Raw genomic sequence first — 22,054 nt, 5'->3', positions numbered from 1 at the left:
ACGCCCTGTGTTGGCAAACCCTTGGCTTGCAATCGAAGGATTGATCATGGCTTTTAGCAGTAATTTCGCCTTTCTGGCCGAACACGATCCAGTCTTCCTGCAACTGGCAGGCACCGCTGAACACGTATTTGCCAGCGACCCCAACACCACGCTGATCAAGCTCAGGCAGCTTGGTGAAGCATTGGCTCAGGATGTGGCCAGCCGTGCGGGTGTCGAAGTCGAAAGAACGGCTACGCAGGCCGATCTGCTGTACAAGTTGGGCCGAGAGATTCAGCTGGATCGCAATATCATCAGCCTGTTCCATACCTTGCGGGTGGAAGGTAACAAGGCCACGCACGAGTTTCATACCCGGCACCGGGAGGCTATGGACGGGCTCAGGGTCGCTCGCGCCCTGGCTATCTGGTACCACCAGTCATTCGGTAAGGCGGGAAGCGGGTTCAAGCCTGGTCCGTTTGTAACACCCACTGATCCGAGTGCTCCGCTGCGAGACCTGCAAAATCAGATCGATCAACTCAACGCGCTACTACGTGAATCCAATCAGCAAGTAGAGACCAACCTCCAGCTGGCCGAACTCAAAGTGCGTGAAGCGGAAGAGTATGCGGTGCTGGCTTCGCAGATGGACGTTGAATCGCGCAATTACAAGCAGCAAGCCCAGGCGCATGAAGAAGCGCTCAAACAACTGCGCATTGAGTTCGAACAACGCCTCAAAGCGCTGCAGCTAGAGCTGGAAGCCAAACCTCAGGCCATCGCGCAGGTGGTGCAAAAAACCCAGCAAGCCAGCAGCAGTTTTGATCTGAATGAGGATTTGACTCGCATTCTGATTGATCAGCAGCTGACTGATGCCGGTTGGGAGGCCGACTCACTAGACCTTACCTACAGCAAAGGTGCGCGCCCGGAAAAGGGCAAGAACAAAGCCATTGCCGAATGGCCAGGCCGCAATCAGAAAGCCTGCGCCGACTACGTTTTGTTTGTGGGCCTGACGCCGGTGGCGATCGTTGAAGCCAAGCGTATCCGCGTCAACATCGCCGATCGGATTCCGCAGGCTGAGCGCTATTCACGAGACTTCAATCTGACCGGGGAGCAATTGCAACCCTGGTTATTGAGCGGTAACGAAACCCCCTGGAGCGATGGGCAGGGGGGGAGCTTTGTTGTGCCATTTGCCTTTGCCTGTAATGGACGGCCTTACATCAAGCAACTGGCGGAGCAATCCGGCACTTGGTTCCGTGACCTGCGCAGCCCGGCTAACTTGCGTCGGCCGCTACAGGACTTCCACACCCCAGGCGGATTGCTTGACCTGCTTAAACGCAGTCGCGAAGAGGCCGAGGCCGCGCTCAAGCAGGAAGGCTTTGCTTACCTCAAGCTGCGCGACTATCAGGAAAATGCCATCAAAGCGGTGGAGCAAGCCCTGGCCGCCAACCAGCGCAACTGTTTGCTGGCGATGGCAACCGGCACCGGTAAAACGCGTACCGTCATTGGCCTGATGTATCGGTTCCTCAAAGCAGAACGTTTCAAACGCATACTGTTTCTGGTGGACCGCAAGGCGTTGGGTCAACAGGCCATCGATGCATTTCACGATGCGCCGCTGGAGCAGAATCATTCGTTGTCGCAGATTTATGACATCAAGGTCATGCGTGATATGGCGGCTGAGGCTGAAACCCGTATCCAGGTCGCCACGGTTCAGGCCATGGTGCAGCGTATTTTTCAGTCCGATATGCCGCCGGCCATCGACGAATTTGACTGCATCATCGTCGACGAGGCGCACCGAGGTTACACCCTTGACCAGGAGATGACCGAAGGCGAGTTGGTCGTGCGCGAACATAGCCAGTACCTCTCGCAATACCGCCGGGTGCTCGATTACTTCGACGCCTGCCGGATCGGCTTGACTGCCACGCCGGCCAAGCACACCAGCGAAATCTTCGGTAAACCAGTGTTTACCTACAGTTACCGTGAGGCGGTGGCGGATGACTGGCTGATCGATCATGAACCGCCGATCAGGTACGTAACCCGATTGAGCCAACACGGCATCCACTTCGATGAAGGCGATACGGTCAGCATCGTCAATGCCGAAAACGGTGAAGTCGATACGGCGGTACTGGAGGATGAGCTCAACTTCAATATCGAGTCGTTCAACCGCCGGGTGATTACCCCGGGTTTCGACAAGGTGATCTGTGACGAGCTGGCCAACGAGCTGGACCCCGACGGTGAAGAGAAGACCATGATCTTCTGCGTCAGCCAGGCCCATGCCGAACGGGTGAAAAACCTGCTGGATCAGGCGTTCTCCAATGTCCACGGTGAACACTACAACCAGGCTGCCGTAGAGATCATTACGGGGGAGAGCGACAAGGTCGACCAGCTGATCCGCCAGTATAAAAACGAGACCTATCCGACCATCGCCATTACGGTTGACTTGCTCACTACAGGCATTGATGTGCCGACAATCTGCAACCTGGTGTTCATGCGTCGCGTCCGCTCGCGGATTCTGTATGAGCAGATGAAAGGTCGTGCCACCCGCCGTTGCGACGCTATCGGCAAAACGGTGTTTCGCATCTATGACCCGGTTGACCTCTACGCCAGCCTGGAAGACGTCGACACCATGAAACCATTGGTGAAAAACCCGAACGTTTCGCTGGAGCAACTGGTCGGCGAATTGATTGGCGATGCCAGCCATGACGCACCCGGCAGTCAGCCAGACTGTAGCCACGCCAATGATGTGCTTGATGTGCTCAGCCAGCGGATCATGCGGATCATGCGCAAGGCCGTCCACAAGGCCGGGAGCAAGCAGCCGATCAAGGAAAAACTGGACGAGCTCGAGGCGCTTTGGGGCATTGAACCGGAAAAACTTCACAAGCATTTGCATGACATGGGGCCGCAGCAGGCGGCAAATTTCATTCGTCAGCACAACCAGTTGCTCAGCCAGCTGGAAGCCGTCAATTCGATGCTTGGGTCGAGCAACTATCCCGTGATCGCCCCGCATGACGATGAATTGCAGGTGCGTGAACAGAGTTATGGCAGGCATGACAAGCCACAGGACTACCTGGAGAGCTTTCACAACTTTATCCACACCCAGATCAACCAGTCGGCTGCACTGGGTGTGGTGGTGAATCGACCAAAAGATCTGACACGTGAAGACTTGCGGGAGATTCGCCTGCTGCTGGACCAGAACGGGTTTAACGAGGTCACGCTGAAAGCCGCGTGGCGTACTCAAACCAACCAGGAAATTGCCGCCAGCATTATTGGCTACATTCGTCAGGCTGCGATCGGCGAAGCCCTGTTGTCTTTTGATCAGCGTGTGGCCATCGCCATGCAGAAGATCTACAGCCTGCAAAGCTGGACAACCATGCAGCGTAAATGGCTTGACCGGCTGGCCAAGCAGCTGGTGCATGAGGTCGTGATCGACTCAACAGTTGTGAACAAGGCGTTCACCGATGCCGGAGGGCGAAGCGGGCTTGATAGCAAGCTGGGCGGGCATCTGGATCAAGTTCTCGACGCCCTCAATGAGCAGCTATGGTCGGCAGCGAGTTAAGTACAGGGCCGTCGCTACAGGTAAACTACCGACAACCACAGCATATCCTTTGCTTTGAGCCGAACGGCTACCCGTGTTCGGCTCACTTATTTTTTGAGTAAACCCGATGAACAACAGCGATATTGTCCAGAAGCTCTGGAGCCTTTGTGACGTGCTGCGCGACGACGGCATCAACTACAGCGATTACGTGACCGAACTGGTATTGCTGCTGTTCATCAAAATGGAATTCGAACAGGTCCAGAACAACGACGACTTTGGCCACAAGCTTCCGCAAGGTGCACGCTGGACTGATCTTGCAAACAAGTCCGGGCTCAACCTGCTCAATTACTACCGTCAGTTGCTGCTGGACCTGGGCAAGAATACCGACCCGTTGATCGCCGCCATCTACGCCGATGCGCAGACTCGCCTGAAAGAGCCACGCCACCTTGAACAGTTGATTAAAAGCCTGGACGGAATCGACTGGTTCAGCGCTCGCAAGGATGGGCTGGGTGACCTCTATGAAGGCCTGCTGGAAAAGAACGCCAACGAAACCCGCTCGGGTGCCGGTCAGTATTTCACCCCACGACCATTGATCGACAGCATCATTCGTTGCCTCAAGCCGCAACCCGGCGAAACCATTCAAGACCCGGCTGCCGGAACTGCAGGCTTTCTGATTGCCGCAGATGCCTACATCAAGAGCAAAACCGACGACTACTACGACCTTGATGCCAAGGCCAAGGCCTTTCAGCGAAACCGTGCGTTCGTCGGCGTCGAGCTGGTGCCGGGTACACGCCGTCTGGCGCTGATGAATACCTTGCTACACGGCATGGAAGGCGATGATGAAGGGGTGGTGCACCTTGGCAACAGCCTCGGTCAGATAGGCGCCAACTTGCCTCAGGTCGATGTGATCCTGTCCAACCCGCCGTTCGGTACCGCCAAAGGCGGCGGCGGCCCTACCCGTGATGACCTGACCTACAAGACCGGTAACAAGCAACTGGCCTTCCTTCAGCATATCTATCGTGGTCTTAAGCCAGGTGGTCGTGCGGCGGTGGTGCTGCCGGACAACGTGTTGTTCGAAGCGGGTGTCGGAACCGAGGTGCGTCGTGACCTGATGGACAAGTGCAACCTGCACACCATCCTGCGCCTGCCCACCGGCATCTTCTATGCCCAGGGCGTAAAGACCAACGTACTGTTCTTCCAGAAGGGTACGCCAGCCAACCCTCGCCAGACGCAGGGCTGCACCCAACGTGTATGGGTCTATGACCTGCGCAGCAACATGCCCAGCTTTGGCAAACGCACACCGTTCGATGCGCACTACCTCGAACCTTTCGAAACCGCCTACGGCGAAGATGCGAACGGCGGCAGTGACCGTGCCGAGAATGTAGAGGGCATTGGTGAAACCAGCCGTTTCCGCGTGTTCACCCGTGAACAGGTCAGAGAACGGGGTGACTTCCTGGATATTACCTGGCTCAAGGACGCGGACAGCCTGGATCCCGCCGACTTGCCTGCCCCCGAAGTGCTGGCCAGTGAGGCGATGGCCGAGTTAACCGAGGCGCTGCACGAACTGGAAGAGCTGATGAAAGCGTTGGGGGCCGGCGATGAGGTGGCGGCTCAAAAGCAGTTGATGGCGGATATGATGGGGCTGGTGGTGGCTCAGGAGTGCGGCGATGAGTGAGTTGCCGGCGGGGTGGGTGACTTGCAGTCTGGCTGACATTGGCCAGATTGTTACCGGAAAAACCCCCAGCACAAAAGAACCGCGCTTCTATGACGGCGAAGTTCCGTTTATCAAACCCGGGGACCTTGACCACTCGGGTCCTGTTTTTCACACAGAGCGCTTCCTGACAGAAGCGGGCGCGGCCGAAGTGCCGAGCCTCCCACCGCTTAGTGTCGTGGTGAGCTGCATCGGAAACCTGGGGAAAGTAGGACTGACGACAACGAAGTCTGCAACCAACCAGCAAATCAATGCCGTTATTCCTGAAGACGGGATCAATCCAGGTTTTTTGTTCCATTTCTGCAAGACGCTAAAGCCTTGGCTTGAGGGGGAGTCCTCGGCTACAACAATTTCCATTGTTAACAAAAGCACGTTTTCCACCGCACCCATGGTATTGGCGCCACATGCAGAACAAATTCGTATCGCCGAAAAGCTCGATGAAGTTCTGACACAGGTCACCACCCTCAAAGCTCGTGTCGATGCTGTTCCGGCCCTTATCAAGCGATTTCGCCAGTCTGTACTTGCCGCTGCGGTTTCCGGGCGTTTGACGCAAGAATGGCGGGAAGCTGGTCAGCGCGGGTCGCTACTCGACTGGCGTCAAGTAACAGTAGGCGAACTGTGCACGCTTAAAAGCGGCATAGCTATTTCAGCTGAATATGAAAAAAACGCTGGCGACTACAGGTACTTCAAAGTTGGTGAGATGAATCTTGAGGGGAATGAGCTTTTCCTTCAACACACAGAGCGCTATCTGGCAAAAGGCGATGCTGCGGAAAAATCGTTGATGCCGAGCGGAAGTATTTTGTTTCCGAAGCGAGGCGGGGCAATCGCTACAAACAAAAAAAGGATTTTGAAAAAACCTGCCTTTGTAGATCTGAACATCATGGGGATTATTGTCCCGGTAGGTGTCGAGATCATGTATGTCTATCGCTGGTTCGAAACCGTTGATTTAGCCAGACTGAACACCGGCTCCACTATTCCTCAAGTCAACAATACCGATATAGCACCGCTTGAGATCCCGCTTCCTTCACAACCAGAGCAAGCCGAGATCGTTCGTCGCGTTGAACAGCTATTTGCCTATGCTGACCAGCTGGAAGCTAAAGTCGCTTCAGCCAAAAGCCGCATCGATCACCTGACCCAAAGCATCCTGGCCAAAGCTTTCCGCGGTGAACTGGTCCCCCAGGACCCGAACGACGAGCCTGCCAGCGTGTTACTCGAGCGCATCAAAGCCCAGCGTGAATCCGCACCGAAGGCCAAGCGTAGTCGTAAGGCTGCAGCAAGCAGCTAAAGGCGGGAGCTTTCTTTCAGGCATTAAAAAGCCGGCTTGTGGCCGGCTTCCAGGGGACGGCTTTGGCTAATTTATGGTAAGCCGCAACCGTCTTCAAAACGTTGTCTGGCGCGAGGGCCGACAGAAAGGGGCAGGGTGGGCAAGCAGTGTGTTGCCTCACCAGGCTCTCAGGTGTGCGTTGCAACCTGGAGCAAATGTGCGGCGTAGCATACTGGGTATGTGGCGCATTGCCCAGCAAAAAATGCGCGGCAAACGCTCAAGACGGGCGGTTGTTGCGCAAGTGACCCCACCAGAACACCCAGCCCAGCACACTGAGCTTCTGCGCTTTACGCTGGGCCGGGGTGTAAGTCTCTGTAGGGTGCTCGTCGCTGTCGTGGCTGTGCAATCGCAAGGCGCCGTTGCGCCGCTGGCTGAGGCTGTGGATGCGCACGCGGCCATTGTGCAGCACGGCGTACAGTTCACCCTCGACAATCGTGGTCATGCTGCAGTCGATGGCCAGCGGGCTGCCGCGCGGTAGCAAGGGGCTCATGTTGTTCGACGGCATGGTCAGGCACAGGGCCTTGCCAGGGTCGACGCCGACGGCGCTGAGGGCACGCGCCGGCAGGCGCAGGTAACGGTTAACGATGGGGCTGAGTTGCCGTGATTGCATGGCGTAGAAGGGCAGTTGAATGTCGTCTGCGCTGTGGGCAGCGAGCAGGCTCGGTTCTACCGGCGCGGGGCCGGGGCCACGCAGTGCCGCGTTCAGGCGCGGCATGGGGGTGGGGTGTTTGGGGCCTTCACCAGTGCGCAGCCATTTACTGCACACGCACAGCAAGTCGGCGATTTCATCGAGGCGCGCCAAGGGCACACCACGCCTGAACCAGTTGTTGACGTGCTGCGGCGTAACTTTGCGCTGCAGGGCAAAGTCGGAAGGCGACAGGTTGCATTCGAGCAGCAGGGTTTTAAGACGATCACCGGACGTATTCATGAGATCCGAGTCTAGAGCCCATCTGCCGGGGCAGCTATAAACAGGGAGTTCATATTTTGAGTGGGAAATTGGCGAAATCCTCGGGCATTGCCTAGGGCGCCGTAGGAATATTCATTTGAAGATAATCGCTGTTGCCGTCTCGACGCCAAGGGGGTGTTCTGCCCACAATCGGTCGGCTTTTTCTGGTTCGAAGGGTTTCGGACCGATCCTACGTTCGCTGTCGACCTTTCGTTGTTGTTGCGCAATTGCATCAGGGCTAATTTCCTCGGGTCGCCGTAGTTTGGCGATTTGGGCGTGAGAACCCTGGAGGAATATAGTTGCAACGCCTTTATGGCGGCCGTGCGCGGGCAGACTTCGGTCTGGCCGAGTTTCCTATGTTCCCTCGGTTCTCACTCCGCGTACGGCTGCCACCTAATTCCGTGAGAAGGTTAGGTGGTAGCTCCACATGGAAATAGGAGCTATGTCATGAAAAAAATCGTTCCCGATCCTCCGCTTCATCCAGTGCCCAATCCCTTCATTTCCACCCCTTACTTCTCCATCCACAGCGATCTGATCCCCCCTGACTCTTTGGCATTCGCCAGTGAACTGCTGCGCGGTATCCACGAAACCACCAATGAATTCTGTCGCGCCCATTGCAGTGAGCCGGGGCAGGGCATGCTGGTGAATGTGCTGCATTCGGCCGAGATGGCCAGGGCCTTGGTCGAGCATGCGCTGGGCAAGCTGCAGGAGGGCAGGCAATGAGCCTGGAGGCCGGCAAGACGGCCGGTGTGGTGGGTTTCATCCGTAGCCCGCAATTGCCCACAGGCCTTTTTCGCATTGCGCCGGGGGTACCCTGTGATTACGCGCTGGAGCAGGCTTCAGTGGTGCTCGGGTGTGTGCACTCGCTGCTGCGGGCGGGGCTGGTGGATGAAGAGGGCGACATGATGTGGGCCGCCTATTACCTGAGCGAATTCGCCAAGGCGATCATTGATGATGTGGGGCTGGGGATGAATCGCGTCAAACCCTAGCGTCTACAGAAAACAAAAAGCCCCGCATTAGCGGGGCTTTTTGTTAAGCGGTGCTTAGCCTTTGTAGGCAGCAACCGACTTGGTGATCGCAGCACGGGCAGCGTCAGCGCCGTCCCAGCCTTCGATCTTGACCCACTTGCCCTTCTCCAGATCCTTGTAGTTGGCGAAGAAGTGCTCGATCTGCTGGATCAGCAGCGCTGGCAGGTCGGTGTATTCTTTGACGTCGACGTACAGTTGCGACAGTTTGTCGTGCGGTACGGCGATGACTTTGGCGTCGCCGCCGCCGTCGTCGGTCATGTTCAGGATGCCGACCGGACGGGCACGGATAACCGAGCCTGGGGCAACCGGGTACGGGGTAACAACCAGCACGTCCAGCGGATCACCGTCGTCAGCCAGGGTGTTCGGGATGTAACCGTAGTTGGCCGGGTAGAACATCGGGGTGGCCATGAAACGGTCAACGAACAGGCAATCGCTGTCTTTGTCGATCTCGTACTTGATCGGGGCGTGGTTGGCTGGAATCTCGATGGCGACGTAGATGTCGTTCGGCAGGTCTTTGCCAGCCGGAATCTTGCTGTAGCTCATTGGGCAGTGCCCCCATGTTTGGCCAAAAATTGGTCGCGATTATAGGCACATTCCGCAGGGCTTGCCACGTCCGCCCTGATGTCCGGCAGCGTCAGTCGTGTGGCTGCTGGTAACGGGGGTGGTTGTGCTGCAACTGCTGCAGGCGCGCGAGCGGGTCCTGGCGGTAAAAACCGCGCAATTGCTGGTACACCGCGGGGTAGGCTTCGTTGAGCAGGTCGGGGGCGCTGAAGAAGTATTCGCTGGTGACGGCAAAAAATTCTGCCGGGTTTTCCGCCGCGTAAGGGTCGATGGCCGTTTCGGCGTCCGGGTTGCGGTCAAGCTGGCGGTTGAGGTCGTCGTAGGCCTCCTGCATGGCCTGCGCCCAGTCGTTGACGCGCATGTCGTTGTGCAGTGGCGGCAAGCCATTGGCATCGCCGTTGAGCATGTCGAGCTTGTGCGCCAGCTCGTGGATGACCAGGTTGTAACCTTCCCAGCCGCCACTCGCCAGCACACCCGGCCAGGCCAGAATTACCGGGCCCTGTAGCCAGGCTTCGCCGCTGTGTTCACCGTCCCATTCGTGTTCCACGCCGCTGGCGTCGCGATGGCGCTGGGGGCTGAGGAAGTCGTCGGGGTAAAGGATGATCTCGTGAAACCCCTGGTACCAGTTCAGCGCACCCAGGTGCAGCAAGGGCAGTTGTGCCTGGGCCGCCAGAAACAGCCGCTGTTCGCCGTCCAGCTCAAGCCCGGGCAGCGGGCTCAGGTGCTTGTCGGCGAGAAACAGTACGCAGGCTTCGCGTAGCCAGCGGTCTTCTTCGGCGCTTATGCCGTCGAGCATCGGCAGACGCGCGCGAACCCGCTGCCAGCGCTGCGGGTCGACAGGGTGGCGGGCCAGGGTGCGGCGACGGCGCCAGGCGCTGAGTGACCACATGGCCAGGGCTTAGTGGACTTTGGCGGTTTTACGGCTCAGACGGCCGCGCACCAGGCCAATGATCATCGGCAGCAGCGACAGCAGGATGATCGCCACGATCATTATCGACAGGTTCTGCTTGATGAATGGCACGTTGCCGAAGAAGTAGCCCAAGGTGACCAGGCCGCCTACCCACAGCACGGTGCCGGCAACGCTGAAGCCGAGAAAACGCGGGTAGTGCATCTTGGCGATGCCGGCGACGAAGGGCGCAAAGGTCCGCAGGATCGGCAGGAAGCGCGCCAGGGTTACGGTTTTGCCGCCATGGCGCTCGTAGAAGTCGTGGGTTTGCTGCAGGTAGTCGCGGCGGAAGATTTTCGAGTTGGGGTTACTGAACAGTTTTTCACCCGCGGTTCGGCCGATGACGTAGTTGGTACTGTCGCCAAGAATGGCCGCCGCCATCAGCAGGCCGCCAAGCAGCACCGGGTCCATGCCACCGCCTGCAGCCACGGCGCCGGCGATGAACAGCAGGGAGTCACCCGGCAGGAACGGCATGACCACCAGACCGGTCTCGCAGAAGATCACCAGGAACAGGATCGCGTAGATCCACGGGCCATAGTTGTTGACCAGCAGGTCCAGGTAAGTGTCGAGATGCAGAATCAGATCCAGCGGGTTGAAGTCCATGTACAGCACCTGTTGTCTTTGCCCCGCGCGGGGGTGTGCGATGTCTGGCTATGCGGGCGCGATCAACGGCTACCCATGCGATGGGTAAAGTTTCACACATTATGAGGGGGCGTATTATACGGAGGCGATAAGAAAGTGCCTGCGCAGTTTGTAGCGGCGGATTTCCGGGGCGGGGTTCGGGTTATTGGGGCCGCTGGGCGGCCCATTGCAGGCTGCGCCAGCTCCCACAGGAATTGCCGAGATCAGTCGGAATTGATCGGCAGGATGTAGCTTTTGAACTCGGTGTCTTCGTGAAAACCGATGGACTCGTAGGTCTTCATCGCCACTTCATTGTTGCTGCTGGTGGAAACCCGCATGCGCACGGCGTTGGTTTCCTTGGCCATTTTCTTGGCTTCGCGCATCAGGTGATCGGCGACCAGCATGCGGCGGGAGTCTTCGGCGACAAAAATGTCATTGAGGATCCATACACGCTTGAGCGACAACGACGAGAAGCTCGGGTAGAGCTGGCAGAAGCCCATCAGTTTGTTGTCGTCATCGTCCGCCAGGGCGAGGTAAATGACAGACTCATCATGCTTGAGGCGTTTCTCCAGAAACGCGCGGGAAGAGTCAGGAAATGGCAGCTGGCCATAAAATTCGCGATACCTGACAAACAACGGGGCAAGCAGGTCCAGATGTTCCAGGGTGGCTTTGATGATCCGCATAAGCAGGCCTCAGGGTCCATGGGAATGTGCGGCAAATCGCCAGCCGCCTTGGCAGATGCTGCCTCAAGAGAATTAGAAAGCGCAATCTACAAACGATTGCGCCTCAGGGTTTGCTCAACAGGAAGTTGCCCTTGTTCGGAGTATGGGGATCCGCCTCCAGCGTATGCACTTGCGCCTCATCCTTGAGGTTGACCCCGGACAGCTGCCGACGACAGGCCTCGCGCATCAAATACAACAGGCGATGGGCGGCCATGCCGTAGCTGAGCCCCTCCAGGCGCACGTTGGAAATGCAGTTGCGGTAAGCGTCGGTCAGGCCGACCTTGGGGTTAAAGGTGAAGTACAGGCCAAGGCTGTCGGGGGAGCTCAGGCCCGGGCGCTCACCGATCAGGATCACGGTCATTTTTGCCCCGAGCAATTCGCCCACTTCATCCGCTACTGCTACTCGGCCTTGCTCCACCAGGATTACCGGTGAGGTCGACCAACCATCGGCGGCCGACTGTTCTTCAAAACGGCTCAGAAACGGCAGGGTATGGCGGTGTACGGCCAGCGCCGAAAGGCCGTCTGCGACGACTATGGCAAGGTCGACGCCGCCGGGGTTGGCCTGGGCATGCTCACGCAGTTGCCGGGCCGACTCCGGGTGCAGGCGTCGGCCCAGGTCAGGGCGTTGCAGGTAGCTGTCGCGGTCAGGGGCGGCGCTGTGCAGCAGCAGGCTGGCGCGTTGGCGCTCGCTCAGTTGAGCCTGCAGCCCTCGGTGGTCGAACGCCAGGTGCACGGCATCGCGGGCCTGGGCATGGGCGTACTGGAAATCGAGCTGGGCACTGGTCGGCAGGCTGGTGCCGGTGCGGCCCAGGGCAATGCGTGCCGGGGTCAGGCGGCGCAGTTCCAGCCAGGGGTTGGTGCTGTTGTCATGTTGCGGGGTGTTGGCCATGGTCGCCTCGCTTATCCCAGTTGTGCCAGGGCCTGGCGGAACGCCGGCGGCAGGTTGTCGCCGAAGCGTATGCGGCCATCGGCCTGGGTGAAGATGCCGGTGCGCGCCAGCCAGGCCTCGAATTCCGGCGCCGGTTTCAGGCCCAGGGTCTGGCGGGCGTAGAGCGCATCGTGGAACGAGGTGGTCTGGTAGTTGAGCATGATGTCGTCGGAGCCCGGGATGCCCATGATGAAATTGATCCCGGCCACGCCCAGCAGGGTCAGCAGCGTGTCCATGTCGTCCTGGTCGGCTTCGGCGTGGTTGGTGTAACAGATGTCGCAGCCCATGGGCACGCCCAGCAGCTTGCCGCAAAAGTGGTCTTCAAGGCCGGCACGAATGATCTGCTTGCCGTTGTACAGGTACTCGGGGCCGATGAAGCCGACCACGGTGTTCACCAGAAACGGTTTGAAGTGCCGGGCCACGGCGTAGGCGCGGGTTTCGCAGGTTTGTTGGTCGACACCGTGATGGGCGTTGGCAGACAGCGCGCTGCCCTGGCCGGTCTCGAAGTACATCAGGTTCTGGCCGAGGGTGCCGCGGTTGAGGCTCAGGCCGGCCTCGTAACCTTCCTTGAGCACGTTGAGGTTGACGCCGAAGCTGGCGTTGGCCGCCTCGGTGCCGGCAATCGACTGAAACACCAGGTCCAGCGGCACGCCGCGGTTGATCGCCTCGATCGAGGTGGTCACGTGGGTCAGTACACAGGCCTGGGTGGGGATTTCATAGCGCTGGATGATGGCGTCGAGCATTTCCAGCAGGGCGCAAATCGACGAGATGCTGTCGGTGGCCGGGTTGATGCCGATCATGGCGTCGCCGTTGCCGTACAGCAGGCCGTCGAGAATGCTGGCGGCAATGCCCGCCGGTTCGTCGGTGGGGTGGTTGGGCTGCAGGCGGGTCGACAGGCGCCCGCGCAGGCCCATGGTGCCGCGAAAACGGGTGACTACGCGGATTTTCTGGGCCACCAGCACCAGGTCCTGTACGCGCATGATTTTCGAGACGGCGGCGGCCATTTCCGGGGTCAGGCCCGGCGCCAGGGCGCGCAGGCTGGTTTCATCGGCCTGGTCGCTGAGTAACCAGTCGCGAAAGCCGCCCACGGTCAGGTGGCTGACGGGGGCAAAGGCGCTGGCATCGTGAGTGTCGATGATCAGGCGGGTGACTTCGTCCTCTTCATAAGGAATCAGGGCTTCGCTGAGAAAATGCGTGAGCGGGATGTCCGCCAGGGCCATCTGCGCCGCTACACGCTCGCCATCATTGCTGGCTGCAACGCCAGCGAGAAAGTCGCCGGAGCGGGCCGGGCTGGCCTTGGCCATGACCTCTTTGAGGCTGTCGAAACGGTAGGTTTGCTGGCCTACCGTGTGTACAAAACTTGCCATACAGAATCTCCAGAACGCCGCAGGTCGGGCCTGCGGCGTAGATGGCGTTGATCAGTGCAGGGCCTCTTCGGCCTTCTGGATCGCGGCAAACTCTTCTTCCGGCGTTCCCGCCACCAGGTGGTGGCGGCTGTAGAACGCAAAGTAGGCAATCAGTACGCCATAGATTACTGCCGCACCTATCACTACCCGAGGGTCGACCAGGAAGCCTGCGACGACAGCGATGCAGGCCAGCACCAGCGCCACGCCAGAAGTGAAGACGCCGCCCGGGGTGCGGTATGGGCGCTCCATTTTGGGGCGTTTGATGCGCAAGGTGATGTGCGCGGCCATCATCAGTACATAAGACAGCGTAGCGCCGAACACCGCCACGAGGATCAGCAGGTCACCCTGGCCGGTCAGCGACAGAGCAAAACCGATGATGCCGGGTATCACCAGCGCCAGTACCGGGGCTTTGCTCTTGTTGGTTTCCGAGAGCTTGCGCGGCAGGTAGCCGGCACGCGAGAGGGCGAAGATCTGCCGCGAGTAGGCGTAGATGATCGAGAAGAAACTGGCGATCAGGCCAGCCAGGCCCACCAGGTTGACGAAGCTGCCCATCCAGGTCGAGCCGCCATAGGCTTTGGACAGCGCTTCGACCAGCGGGTTGCCCGAGCTTTTCAGGGCTTCGGCACCGGCGCCACCAGGGCCGACCACCAGGATCAACAGGGCAAACGCCAGCAGTACCAGCATGGCGCCGATCAGGCCGCGGGGCAGGTCACGCTTGGGGTTTTTGGTTTCTTCGGCGGCCAGCGGCACGCCTTCTACGGCGAGGAAGAACCAAATGGCGTAGGGAATCGCCGCCCAAACGCCGACGTAGCCGAACGGCAGGAAGCTGCTGGCGCCCACGGCGTCGGTCTTGGCGATGTCGAACAGGTTGTTGACGTCGAAGTGCGGCACCATCGCCACCAGGAACACGCCCAGGGCAATCGCGGCCACAGCGGTGATGATGAACATCAGCTTCAGGGCTTCACCGACGCCGAAGATATGGATGCCGATGAAGACAATGTAGAACGCCAGGTAAATCATCCAGCCGCCGATACCAAACAGCGACTCGCAGTAGGCACCAATGAACACGGCGATGGCGGCGGGGGCAATGGCGTATTCAATGAGGATCGCGGTACCGGTGAGGAACCCGCCCCAGGGGCCGAACGCGCTGCGGGCAAAACCGTAGCCGCCACCTGCGGTAGGGATCATCGATGACAGTTCGGCCAGGGAAAAACACATGCACAGGTACATGGTGGCCATCAGCAATGTGGCCAGGAACATGCCGCCCCAGCCGCCCTGGGCCAGGCCGAAGTTCCAGCCGGCATAGTCGCCGGAAATCACATAGGCAACGCCCAGGCCCACCAGCAATACCCAGCCGGCTGCGCCCTTTTTCAGTTCACGTTGTTGGAAGTAATCGGTGCCGACCTTTTCAAAGTCAACAGAAGAGCCTGCCGGCAGGCTGCCGGTGTGATCGCTTGGCATAGGGTTCACCTGTTTTTTTATCGTCACCGGCGGGTGCCGGATTATCGGGTGATGGTCTTGCAGGAAGCGAGCCAGAGCGGCCCCGTGTGGGGCCGCCCGGTATGGGGGTTAGAAGAAGCCCAGTGGATTGATGTCGTAACTGATCAGCAGGTTTTTGGTCTGCTGGTAGTGGTCGAGCATCATTTTGTGGGTTTCACGGCCGACGCCAGACTTTTTGTAGCCACCGAACGCGGCGTGCGCCGGGTACAGGTGGTAGCAGTTGGTCCATACACGACCCGCCTTGATGCCGCGGCCCATGCGGTAGGCGCGGTTGATATCGCGAGTCCAGACCCCGGCACCGAGGCCGAACTCGGTGTCGTTGGCGATGGCCAGGGCTTCGGCTTCGTCCTTGAAGGTGGTGATGCTCACTACCGGGCCAAAGATCTCTTCCTGGAACACGCGCATCTTGTTGGTGCCCTTGAGCAGGGTCGGCTGGATGTAGTACCCGGTCGACAGGTTGCCCTCGAGTTTTTCCACCTTGCCGCCGGTCAGCAGTTCGGCGCCTTCTTTTTCGGCAATTTCCAGGTAGGAGAGGATCTTGTCGAACTGTTGCTCGGACGCCTGGGCGCCGACCATGGTGTCGGTGTCCAGCGGGTCACCGCGTTTGATCTGTTTGATTTTCTTCATCACCGCTTCCATGAAGGAAGGGTAGATGGACTCCTGCACCAGGGCGCGCGACGGGCAGGTGCACACTTCGCCCTGGTTGAAGAAGGCCAGTACCAGGCCTTCGGCGGCTTTCTCGATGAACGCAGGCTCGGCCTGCATGATGTCTTCGAAGAAGATGTTCGGCGATTTTCCGCCCAGCTCAACGGTAGACGGAATGATGTTCTCGGCCGCGCATTTCATGATGTGCGAGCCCACCGGGGTGGAGCCGGTGAAGGCAATTTTGGCGATGCGCTTGCTGGTGGCCAGGGCTTCGCCGGCTTCGCGACCATAGCCTTGCACCACGTTAAGCACGCCAGGTGGCAGCAGGTCGCCGATGACTTCCAGCAGCACGCTGATGCCCAGCGGGGTTTGCTCGGCCGGCTTGAGTACCACGCAGTTGCCGGCGGCCAGGGCGGGCGCAAGCTTCCAGGCGGCCATCAGGATCGGGAAGTTCCACGGGATGATCTGGCCGACCACGCCGAGGGGTTCATGGAGGTGATAGGCGACGGTGTTGCCGTCGATTTCTGCTGCGCCGCCTTCCTGGGCGCGCAGGCAGCCAGCGAAGTAGCGGAAGTGGTCAGCGGCCAGCGGGATGTCGGCGTTGAGGGTTTCGCGGATGGCTTTGCCGTTGTCCCAGGTTTCGGTAATGGCCAGCAGTTCGAGATTCTGCTCGATGCGGTCGGCGATTTTCAGCAGGACCAGCGAGCGCGCCTGCGCCGAGGTCGTGCCCCAGGCGTCTGCGGCGGCATGGGCAGCGTCCAGCGCTTTTTCCACGTCTTCGGCGGTGGAACGCGGGAACTCGGCAATCAGCTGGCCGTTAACCGGCGAGGTGTTCTCGAAGTACTGCCCTTTGACCGGAGCTACGAACTCGCCACCGATGTAGTTCCCATAACGGCTCTTGAAAGAAACTTTGGCGCCTTCGGTACCGGGATGTGCGTAACGCATGGTGTGTCTCCTGGCTTTTGTGTTTGTTGGGAGGTTATTAACAGCATAGAGCAAGGCTTGGGCCAGTGTTGCCGGGGCTAGGTAAATCAAGGGGTTGCGGGATTTTTCCACAGGCTGGAGGCTGCGTGTGTGGCAGTGTCGGTACAGGGCGGGTGACACTTTGTACCGTTAATGGCACAGCCTGTGACTCGACGGTCAAGCCGGCATTGCAATGCGCGGGCGGGTGGAGGATGCTGGGTCCACTCGTCTGCGGAGAACAATAAAAAGTGCAGAACAACCACCTCAGCCGGCACGCCCGGCAAGTGCTCACGGTGACCCAGGGCAAAGCGCAGGTGCATGGGCCGGGCAGCGACCCGTCGATTGCCCGTTCATGGTTGCGCTGCCTGGAGGATTACCACCTCGACCCGGCGCAAAGCATGGCGCCCACCGTGCTTGAGCACGGCCGTGTGCTGGAGAGCCGCGAGCGTCTTCAGCAGGTATTGCAGATCGCCGGCAACGAGATGAACAGCTTGCACCAGCAGCTCTCCGGAGCCGGTCACGCGGTGCTGCTGACCGATGCCCGCGGGGTGATCCTCAATTGCGTCACCGCGCCCACCGAACGCCGTGGTTTCGAACGTGCCGGGCTGTGGCTGGGCGCCGACTGGAGCGAGGCCCGCGAGGGCACCAACGGCATCGGCACGTGCCTGGTCGAGCGCCAGGCGCTGACCATCCATCAGGACGAACATTTCCGTGGCCGCCACACCGGCCTGACCTGCTCGGCAAGCCCGGTGTTCGATCCGCATGGCGAACTGCTGGCGGTACTCGATGTGTCGTCGGTGCGCCCGGATGTTTCCCGGCAGAGCCAGTTCCATACCATGGCCTTGGTGAACCTCTCGGCGAAGATGATCGAGAGCTGTTATTTCCTGCGCTATTTCGAGAACCAGTGGCTGCTGCGTTTTCACCTGCAGGCCGAATCGGTTGGCCTGTTCAGTGAAGGCTTGCTGGCCTTTGACGGCGACGGGCGAATCAGTGCGGTCAACCAGAGCGCCTTGAACCTGCTCGGTACCATTCGCGGGGGCGCGCTGGGCAAACCGGTGGAGAGCTTCTTCGATTGCGCCCTGGACGAGTTGTTCAGCCGTGCCACAGCGCAGGCCAGCACCAGCTGGCCACTGCGTACCCGCGATGGCCGCCTGGTGTTCGCCAGCCTGCGTGGGCAGGTGCGCACGCCGGTACAACCTGCGCTACCCATTCAGGCACCCGTCGCCCAGGCCGAGAAAGCCGGGCGCCTCTGCCTGCTCGACCCTTTGCTGCAGAATGAATTCCGGCGCGCCGTACGCGTGTTCGAACGCGATGTTCCGCTATTGATAAATGGCGAAACCGGCAGCGGCAAAGAGGCGTTTGCCAAGGCCGTGCATCAGGCCAGCCAGCGCCGTGATCGGGCCTTTGTTGCCTTGAACTGCGCTTCCATCCCGGAAAGCCTGATCGAAAGCGAGCTGTTCGGATATCGCGGTGGCAGCTTTACGGGTGCGCGCAAGGAAGGCATGCGCGGCAAGCTGCAGCAGGCCGATGGCGGCACCTTGTTGCTGGATGAGATCGGCGACATGCCGCTGGCCCTGCAGACCCGCCTGCTACGGGTGCTGGAAGACCGCATGGTGGTGCCCATCGGGGGCGAACCGCAGGCCGTCAACGTGCGCATTATCAGCGCCACGCACCGTAACCTGCTGGAACGGGTCGAAGACGGCAGCTTTCGCGAAGACCTTTATTACCGGCTCAATGGCCTGGAGATCGAACTACCGGCCCTGCGCGAGCGCAGCGACAAATCGCAACTGCTCGATTTCCTCCTCGCCGAAGAGGCGGGCAAGCAAAGCGTCAGCCTCGAGCCCGAGGCACGGCGTGCGCTGCTTGAGTTCGCCTGGCCGGGGAACGTGCGCCAGTTGCGTAATGTGTTGCGTACCTTGGTGGCGCTATGCGAAGACGGGCGCATCAGCTTCAGCGAACTGCCGCTGGTGGTGCGCCAGGCGCCACAACCGGGCCGGCACGCCGAGGCTGTGGATAACCCCGCACCGCTGCTCGATAGCGCCGAACGCAATGCCTTGCTCAGCGTACTGGAGCAGCAACGCTGGCACATGACCCACGTGGCCGCGCAGTTGGGGGTTAGCCGTAATACCTTGTATCGAAAACTTCGCAAGCACGGGATTGCCCGCAGCCTTTGAGTGAAACTCAGGATGCGAATTCCTGCGCCCTGGGCTACCCTGCCTCGACGTTTTGCGAGGTCGATAATGCACATTCATATTCTTGGTATCTGCGGCACTTTCATGGGTTCACTGGCAGTGCTGGCCAAAGAACTCGGGCATCGGGTGACAGGCTCCGACGCCAATGTCTATCCACCCATGAGCACCCAGCTTGAAGCCCAGGGCATCGAGTTGACGCAAGGCTATGACGCCGCGCAACTGGACCCGGCGCCTGACCTGGTGGTGATCGGCAACGCGCTGTCGCGCGGCAACCCGGCGGTGGAGTATGTCCTCAACAAGGGTTTGCCGTACGTTTCCGGCCCGCAGTGGCTGGCCGATCACGTGCTGCAGGGCCGTTGGGTTCTGGCGGTAGCGGGTACCCACGGCAAGACCACCACCAGCAGCATGCTGGCCTGGGTGCTGGAGCATGCCGGGATGAGCCCGGGCTTTTTGATCGGTGGCGTTCCACAGAACTTCTCGGTGTCGGCTCGCCTGGGCGGCACGCCGTTCTTCGTGGTCGAGGCCGATGAATACGACAGCGCGTTTTTCGACAAGCGCTCGAAGTTCGTTCACTACCGCCCGCGTACCGCGATCCTCAATAACCTTGAGTTCGACCACGCGGATATCTTCCCGGACCTGGCGGCCATCGAGCGCCAGTTCCACCACTTGGTGCGGACCATCCCGAGCGAAGGCCTGGTGATTCATCCCACCACCGAACCTGCGCTTGAGCGGGTGATCAAGATGGGTTGCTGGACCCCGGTGCAAACCACCGGCGAAGGCGGGCAGTGGCAGGTCAAACTGCTCAGTGCCGACGGTTCGCGCTTTGAAGTCAGCTTCGAGGGCGAAACCCAGGGCGTGGTCGAATGGGAGCTGACCGGTCAGCACAACGTCGCCAATGCCTTGGCGACCCTGGCCGCCGCTCGCCATGTCGGTGTGGTGCCGGCGCTGGGTATTGCTGCACTGAGCGCGTTCAAAAGTGTGAAGCGGCGCATGGAGAAAGTCGCTGAAGTGCAGGGCGTGACGATCTACGACGACTTCGCCCATCACCCGACAGCCATTGCCACCACCCTCGACGGCCTGCGCAAACGCATTGGCGATGCACCGCTGATCGCGGTGATCGAACCGCGCTCCAATTCGATGAAGCTCGGTGCTCACCGTGATGGCTTGCCGGAAAGCGTCAACGATGCCGACCAGGTCATCTGGTATGCGCCGCCGAACCTTGGTTGGGACCTGGCCGCCACCGCCGCTGAGTGCAAGGTACCTTCGGTTGTCGCCGACAGCCTGGAAGCCATTATCGAGCGGGTAAAAAGCCAGGCCAAGCCGGGCACCCAGGTGGTGATCATGAGCAACGGCGGCTTTGGCGGATTGCATGGCAAGTTGGCCGAGGCACTGAAATGAGCGGGCCGGAACGCATCACCCTGGCCATGACCGGGGCATCGGGGGCGCAGTACGGGCTGCGCCTGCTCGATTGCCTGGTGCGCGAAGACCGCGAGGTGCATTTCCTGATCTCCAAGGCGGCGCAACTGGTGATGTCGACCGAGACCGATGTGCTGCTACCGGCCAAGCCTCAGGCAATCCAGGCCTTTCTGACCGAATACACCGGTGCTGCCGCGGGGCAGATCCGTGTGTACGGCAAGGAAGACTGGATGTCGCCGGTGGCATCAGGTTCCGGTGCGCCAGCGGCGATGGTGGTGGTGCCATGCTCCACCGGGACCCTGTCGGCGATTGCCACCGGGGCCTGCAACAACCTGATCGAGCGCGCTGCGGATGTCACCCTCAAGGAGCGCCGTCAGTTGATTCTGGTGCCGCGCGAGGCGCCGTTTTCGACCATTCACCTTGAGAACATGCTCAAGCTGTCGAACATGGGCGCGGTGATCCTGCCGGCGGCACCGGGGTTCTACCATCAGCCACAGACCATCGATGACCTGATCGATTTCGTTGTGGCGCGGATTCTCAACCTGCTGGACATTCCCCAGGACATGCTGCCGCGCTGGGGCGAGCATCATTTCGGCGCCGATGAATGAAGCGACTGCCTGGCGTAGTGCTGCTCGCGGTGCTGCTCGGTGGTTGCGCTACGGTACGCACCCTCGATGCGGCCAAGCCGGGTGCGCCGCTGGTGTATAGCGGCACGCGCCTGGATATTTATGCGTTGCAGGGTGGTTGCTGTGCCATGGACCGCTTTGGTGCCGAAGCGCCGCATTATCCCGGGCTGGATCTGCCGGGCAGCCTGCTGCTCGACACCCTGTTGCTGCCCTTGTCGGCCTTGACGGCACTGGGGATCGGGTTTCAGGCAACGGGCGGGTTGTAACCTATTCGCGGATAAATCCGCTCCTACAGAGTCAGTGCAGTTCTCCAGAGTTGCACCGAACCTGTGGGAGCGGGTTCACCCGCGAAGGGGCGCCGCGGATTACTTCCCCAGACGCCGAAGCTCATCGGATTCGACAATGCGAATCCCGTCCTGCTCTTCCAGCGCCAGGCGCCACAACGCCCGGGCCAGCTGGCAGGCTTCGATGCCGCGGTACTTGCCGGGGATCAGTTTCGAGAAGGGCCCGGCCACGCGTTCGGCCAGCCGTGGCTCGGTACGCTCGCCGAGCAACAGCGAAGGGCGGGCAATGGTTAGCTGCGGCCAGTCTTGGGCCTTCAGCGCATACTCCATTTCCCCCTTGACCCGGTTGTAGAAAATCGGCGATCGGCGGTCGGCGCCTAGCGCGCTGACTACCAGCAGATGGCGCGCCCCCATTTCCCGGGCGCGCTTGCCAAACGCCACGACCATGTCCAGGTCAACTGCGCGGAAGGCGGGCTCGGAGCCGGCCTGCTTGATGGTGGTACCCAGGCAGCAGAATGCAATGTCGACGCGCCCGGCCAGTTGCGGCAGGAAAATCGCCGGGTCACCGACCGGGTTTTCCAGGTGCGGGTGCTCGGCCAGGGGGCGGCGGGTTGGGGCCAATACCCGGCTGACGGTCGGCTCGTTAAGCAACCGGTCAAGCAGGTGTTCACCGGTAAGGCCCGTCGCTCCGGCAAGCAAGATGTGCTGAGGCGTCAAGTACATGATGTCTCTC

General features: G+C 60.2%; 19 protein-coding genes. 9 read left to right on the top strand and 10 right to left on the bottom strand.

The window, feature by feature from the left end; genetic code table 11:
- Positions 1 to 46: 46 nt before the first annotated feature.
- From hsdR to DM813_RS09250, 3 genes are all read left to right on the top strand, one after another.
- Complete coding sequence (gene hsdR, locus DM813_RS09260) at positions 47 to 3,523, top strand: type I restriction-modification system endonuclease (RefSeq protein WP_128323119.1); 3,477 nt, start codon at positions 47 to 49, stop codon at positions 3,521 to 3,523.
- A 106-nt stretch (positions 3,524 to 3,629) separates the two neighbouring features.
- Positions 3,630 to 5,177, top strand: a complete 1,548-nt coding sequence (locus DM813_RS09255) for an N-6 DNA methylase (RefSeq protein ID WP_128323118.1) — start codon at positions 3,630 to 3,632, stop codon at positions 5,175 to 5,177.
- Positions 5,170 to 6,498 carry a restriction endonuclease subunit S gene (locus DM813_RS09250; protein ID WP_128323117.1) on the top strand — a complete coding sequence of 443 codons (1,329 nt, stop codon included), beginning with the start codon at positions 5,170 to 5,172 and terminating at the stop codon, positions 6,496 to 6,498. Before DM813_RS09255 ends, DM813_RS09250 begins: the two co-directional genes overlap by 8 nt.
- Positions 6,499 to 6,754: 256 nt before the next feature.
- Here DM813_RS09250 and DM813_RS09245 read toward each other — a convergent pair whose 3' ends face one another.
- Positions 6,755 to 7,465: a LexA family transcriptional regulator gene (locus DM813_RS09245; protein ID WP_128323116.1), complete on the bottom strand. Its 711-nt coding sequence runs from the start codon at positions 7,463 to 7,465 to the stop codon at positions 6,755 to 6,757.
- 465 nt (positions 7,466 to 7,930) lie between these two features.
- Here DM813_RS09245 and DM813_RS09240 point away from each other — a divergent pair, with 465 nt between their 5' ends.
- Positions 7,931 to 8,206: a hypothetical protein gene (locus tag DM813_RS09240; protein WP_128323115.1), complete on the top strand. Its 276-nt coding sequence runs from the start codon at positions 7,931 to 7,933 to the stop codon at positions 8,204 to 8,206.
- Positions 8,203 to 8,472 (top strand): DUF3077 domain-containing protein, encoded by a 270-nt coding sequence (locus tag DM813_RS09235; RefSeq protein WP_128323114.1) that lies wholly within the window; start codon positions 8,203 to 8,205, stop codon positions 8,470 to 8,472. Before DM813_RS09240 ends, DM813_RS09235 begins: the two co-directional genes overlap by 4 nt.
- Positions 8,473 to 8,526: 54 nt before the next feature.
- Here DM813_RS09235 and ppa read toward each other — a convergent pair whose 3' ends face one another.
- The 8 genes from ppa to exaC form a co-directional block, all read right to left on the bottom strand.
- Entirely contained in the window at positions 8,527 to 9,054 is a 528-nt protein-coding gene (gene ppa / locus DM813_RS09230) for an inorganic diphosphatase (RefSeq protein WP_007933577.1), read from the bottom strand.
- A gap of 91 nt (positions 9,055 to 9,145) precedes the next feature.
- On the bottom strand, positions 9,146 to 9,961 hold the full coding sequence (locus tag DM813_RS09225) for a zinc-dependent peptidase (protein ID WP_128323113.1): 816 nt from the start codon (positions 9,959 to 9,961) through the stop codon (positions 9,146 to 9,148).
- Positions 9,962 to 9,970: 9 nt separating this feature from the next.
- The gene (locus DM813_RS09220; protein ID WP_128323112.1) at positions 9,971 to 10,621 is read right to left on the bottom strand and encodes a DedA family protein; all 651 of its coding nucleotides are present in this window, start codon (positions 10,619 to 10,621) and stop codon (positions 9,971 to 9,973) included.
- A gap of 242 nt (positions 10,622 to 10,863) precedes the next feature.
- The gene (locus DM813_RS09215) at positions 10,864 to 11,322 is read right to left on the bottom strand and encodes a GNAT family N-acetyltransferase (RefSeq protein WP_128323111.1); all 459 of its coding nucleotides are present in this window, start codon (positions 11,320 to 11,322) and stop codon (positions 10,864 to 10,866) included.
- Between the two features lie 103 nt (positions 11,323 to 11,425).
- Positions 11,426 to 12,250 (bottom strand): ethanolamine ammonia-lyase subunit EutC, encoded by an 825-nt coding sequence (gene eutC, locus DM813_RS09210; protein WP_128323110.1) that lies wholly within the window; start codon positions 12,248 to 12,250, stop codon positions 11,426 to 11,428.
- An 11-nt stretch (positions 12,251 to 12,261) separates the two neighbouring features.
- Positions 12,262 to 13,656 (bottom strand): ethanolamine ammonia-lyase subunit EutB, encoded by a 1,395-nt coding sequence (locus DM813_RS09205; RefSeq protein WP_128323109.1) that lies wholly within the window; start codon positions 13,654 to 13,656, stop codon positions 12,262 to 12,264.
- A 51-nt stretch (positions 13,657 to 13,707) separates the two neighbouring features.
- Positions 13,708 to 15,156 carry an ethanolamine permease gene (eat, locus tag DM813_RS09200; protein WP_128323108.1) on the bottom strand — a complete coding sequence of 483 codons (1,449 nt, stop codon included), beginning with the start codon at positions 15,154 to 15,156 and terminating at the stop codon, positions 13,708 to 13,710.
- A 108-nt stretch (positions 15,157 to 15,264) separates the two neighbouring features.
- On the bottom strand, positions 15,265 to 16,785 hold the full coding sequence (exaC, locus tag DM813_RS09195) for an acetaldehyde dehydrogenase ExaC (RefSeq protein ID WP_128323107.1): 1,521 nt from the start codon (positions 16,783 to 16,785) through the stop codon (positions 15,265 to 15,267).
- A 266-nt stretch (positions 16,786 to 17,051) separates the two neighbouring features.
- On the opposite strand from exaC, the gene DM813_RS09190 reads away from it, so the two are divergent.
- The 4 genes from DM813_RS09190 to DM813_RS09175 all read left to right on the top strand — a co-directional run bounded on the left by DM813_RS09190 (position 17,052) and on the right by DM813_RS09175 (position 21,303).
- Positions 17,052 to 18,977 carry a sigma-54-dependent Fis family transcriptional regulator gene (locus DM813_RS09190; protein WP_128323106.1) on the top strand — a complete coding sequence of 642 codons (1,926 nt, stop codon included), beginning with the start codon at positions 17,052 to 17,054 and terminating at the stop codon, positions 18,975 to 18,977.
- A 66-nt stretch (positions 18,978 to 19,043) separates the two neighbouring features.
- Positions 19,044 to 20,393: a UDP-N-acetylmuramate:L-alanyl-gamma-D-glutamyl-meso-diaminopimelate ligase gene (gene mpl, locus DM813_RS09185; protein ID WP_128323105.1), complete on the top strand. Its 1,350-nt coding sequence runs from the start codon at positions 19,044 to 19,046 to the stop codon at positions 20,391 to 20,393.
- Positions 20,390 to 21,019 (top strand): flavin prenyltransferase UbiX, encoded by a 630-nt coding sequence (gene ubiX, locus DM813_RS09180; RefSeq protein ID WP_128323104.1) that lies wholly within the window; start codon positions 20,390 to 20,392, stop codon positions 21,017 to 21,019. Before mpl ends, ubiX begins: the two co-directional genes overlap by 4 nt.
- On the top strand, positions 21,016 to 21,303 hold the full coding sequence (locus tag DM813_RS09175) for a YceK/YidQ family lipoprotein (protein WP_128323103.1): 288 nt from the start codon (positions 21,016 to 21,018) through the stop codon (positions 21,301 to 21,303). The genes ubiX and DM813_RS09175 overlap by 4 nt, the downstream gene beginning before the upstream one ends.
- Before the next feature lie 99 nt (positions 21,304 to 21,402).
- Here the strand turns inward: DM813_RS09175 and DM813_RS09170 are convergent, their stop codons facing one another.
- Positions 21,403 to 22,044, bottom strand: coding sequence for an oxidoreductase (locus DM813_RS09170; RefSeq protein WP_128323102.1), 642 nt, complete (start codon positions 22,042 to 22,044; stop codon positions 21,403 to 21,405).
- Positions 22,045 to 22,054 lie beyond the last annotated feature (10 nt).

It is taken from the genome of Pseudomonas alkylphenolica (assembly GCF_004025535.1).
Lineage (GTDB): Bacteria > Pseudomonadota > Gammaproteobacteria > Pseudomonadales > Pseudomonadaceae > Aquipseudomonas > Aquipseudomonas alkylphenolica_A.
This window is presented reverse-complemented; position numbering and strand designations above follow the sequence as displayed.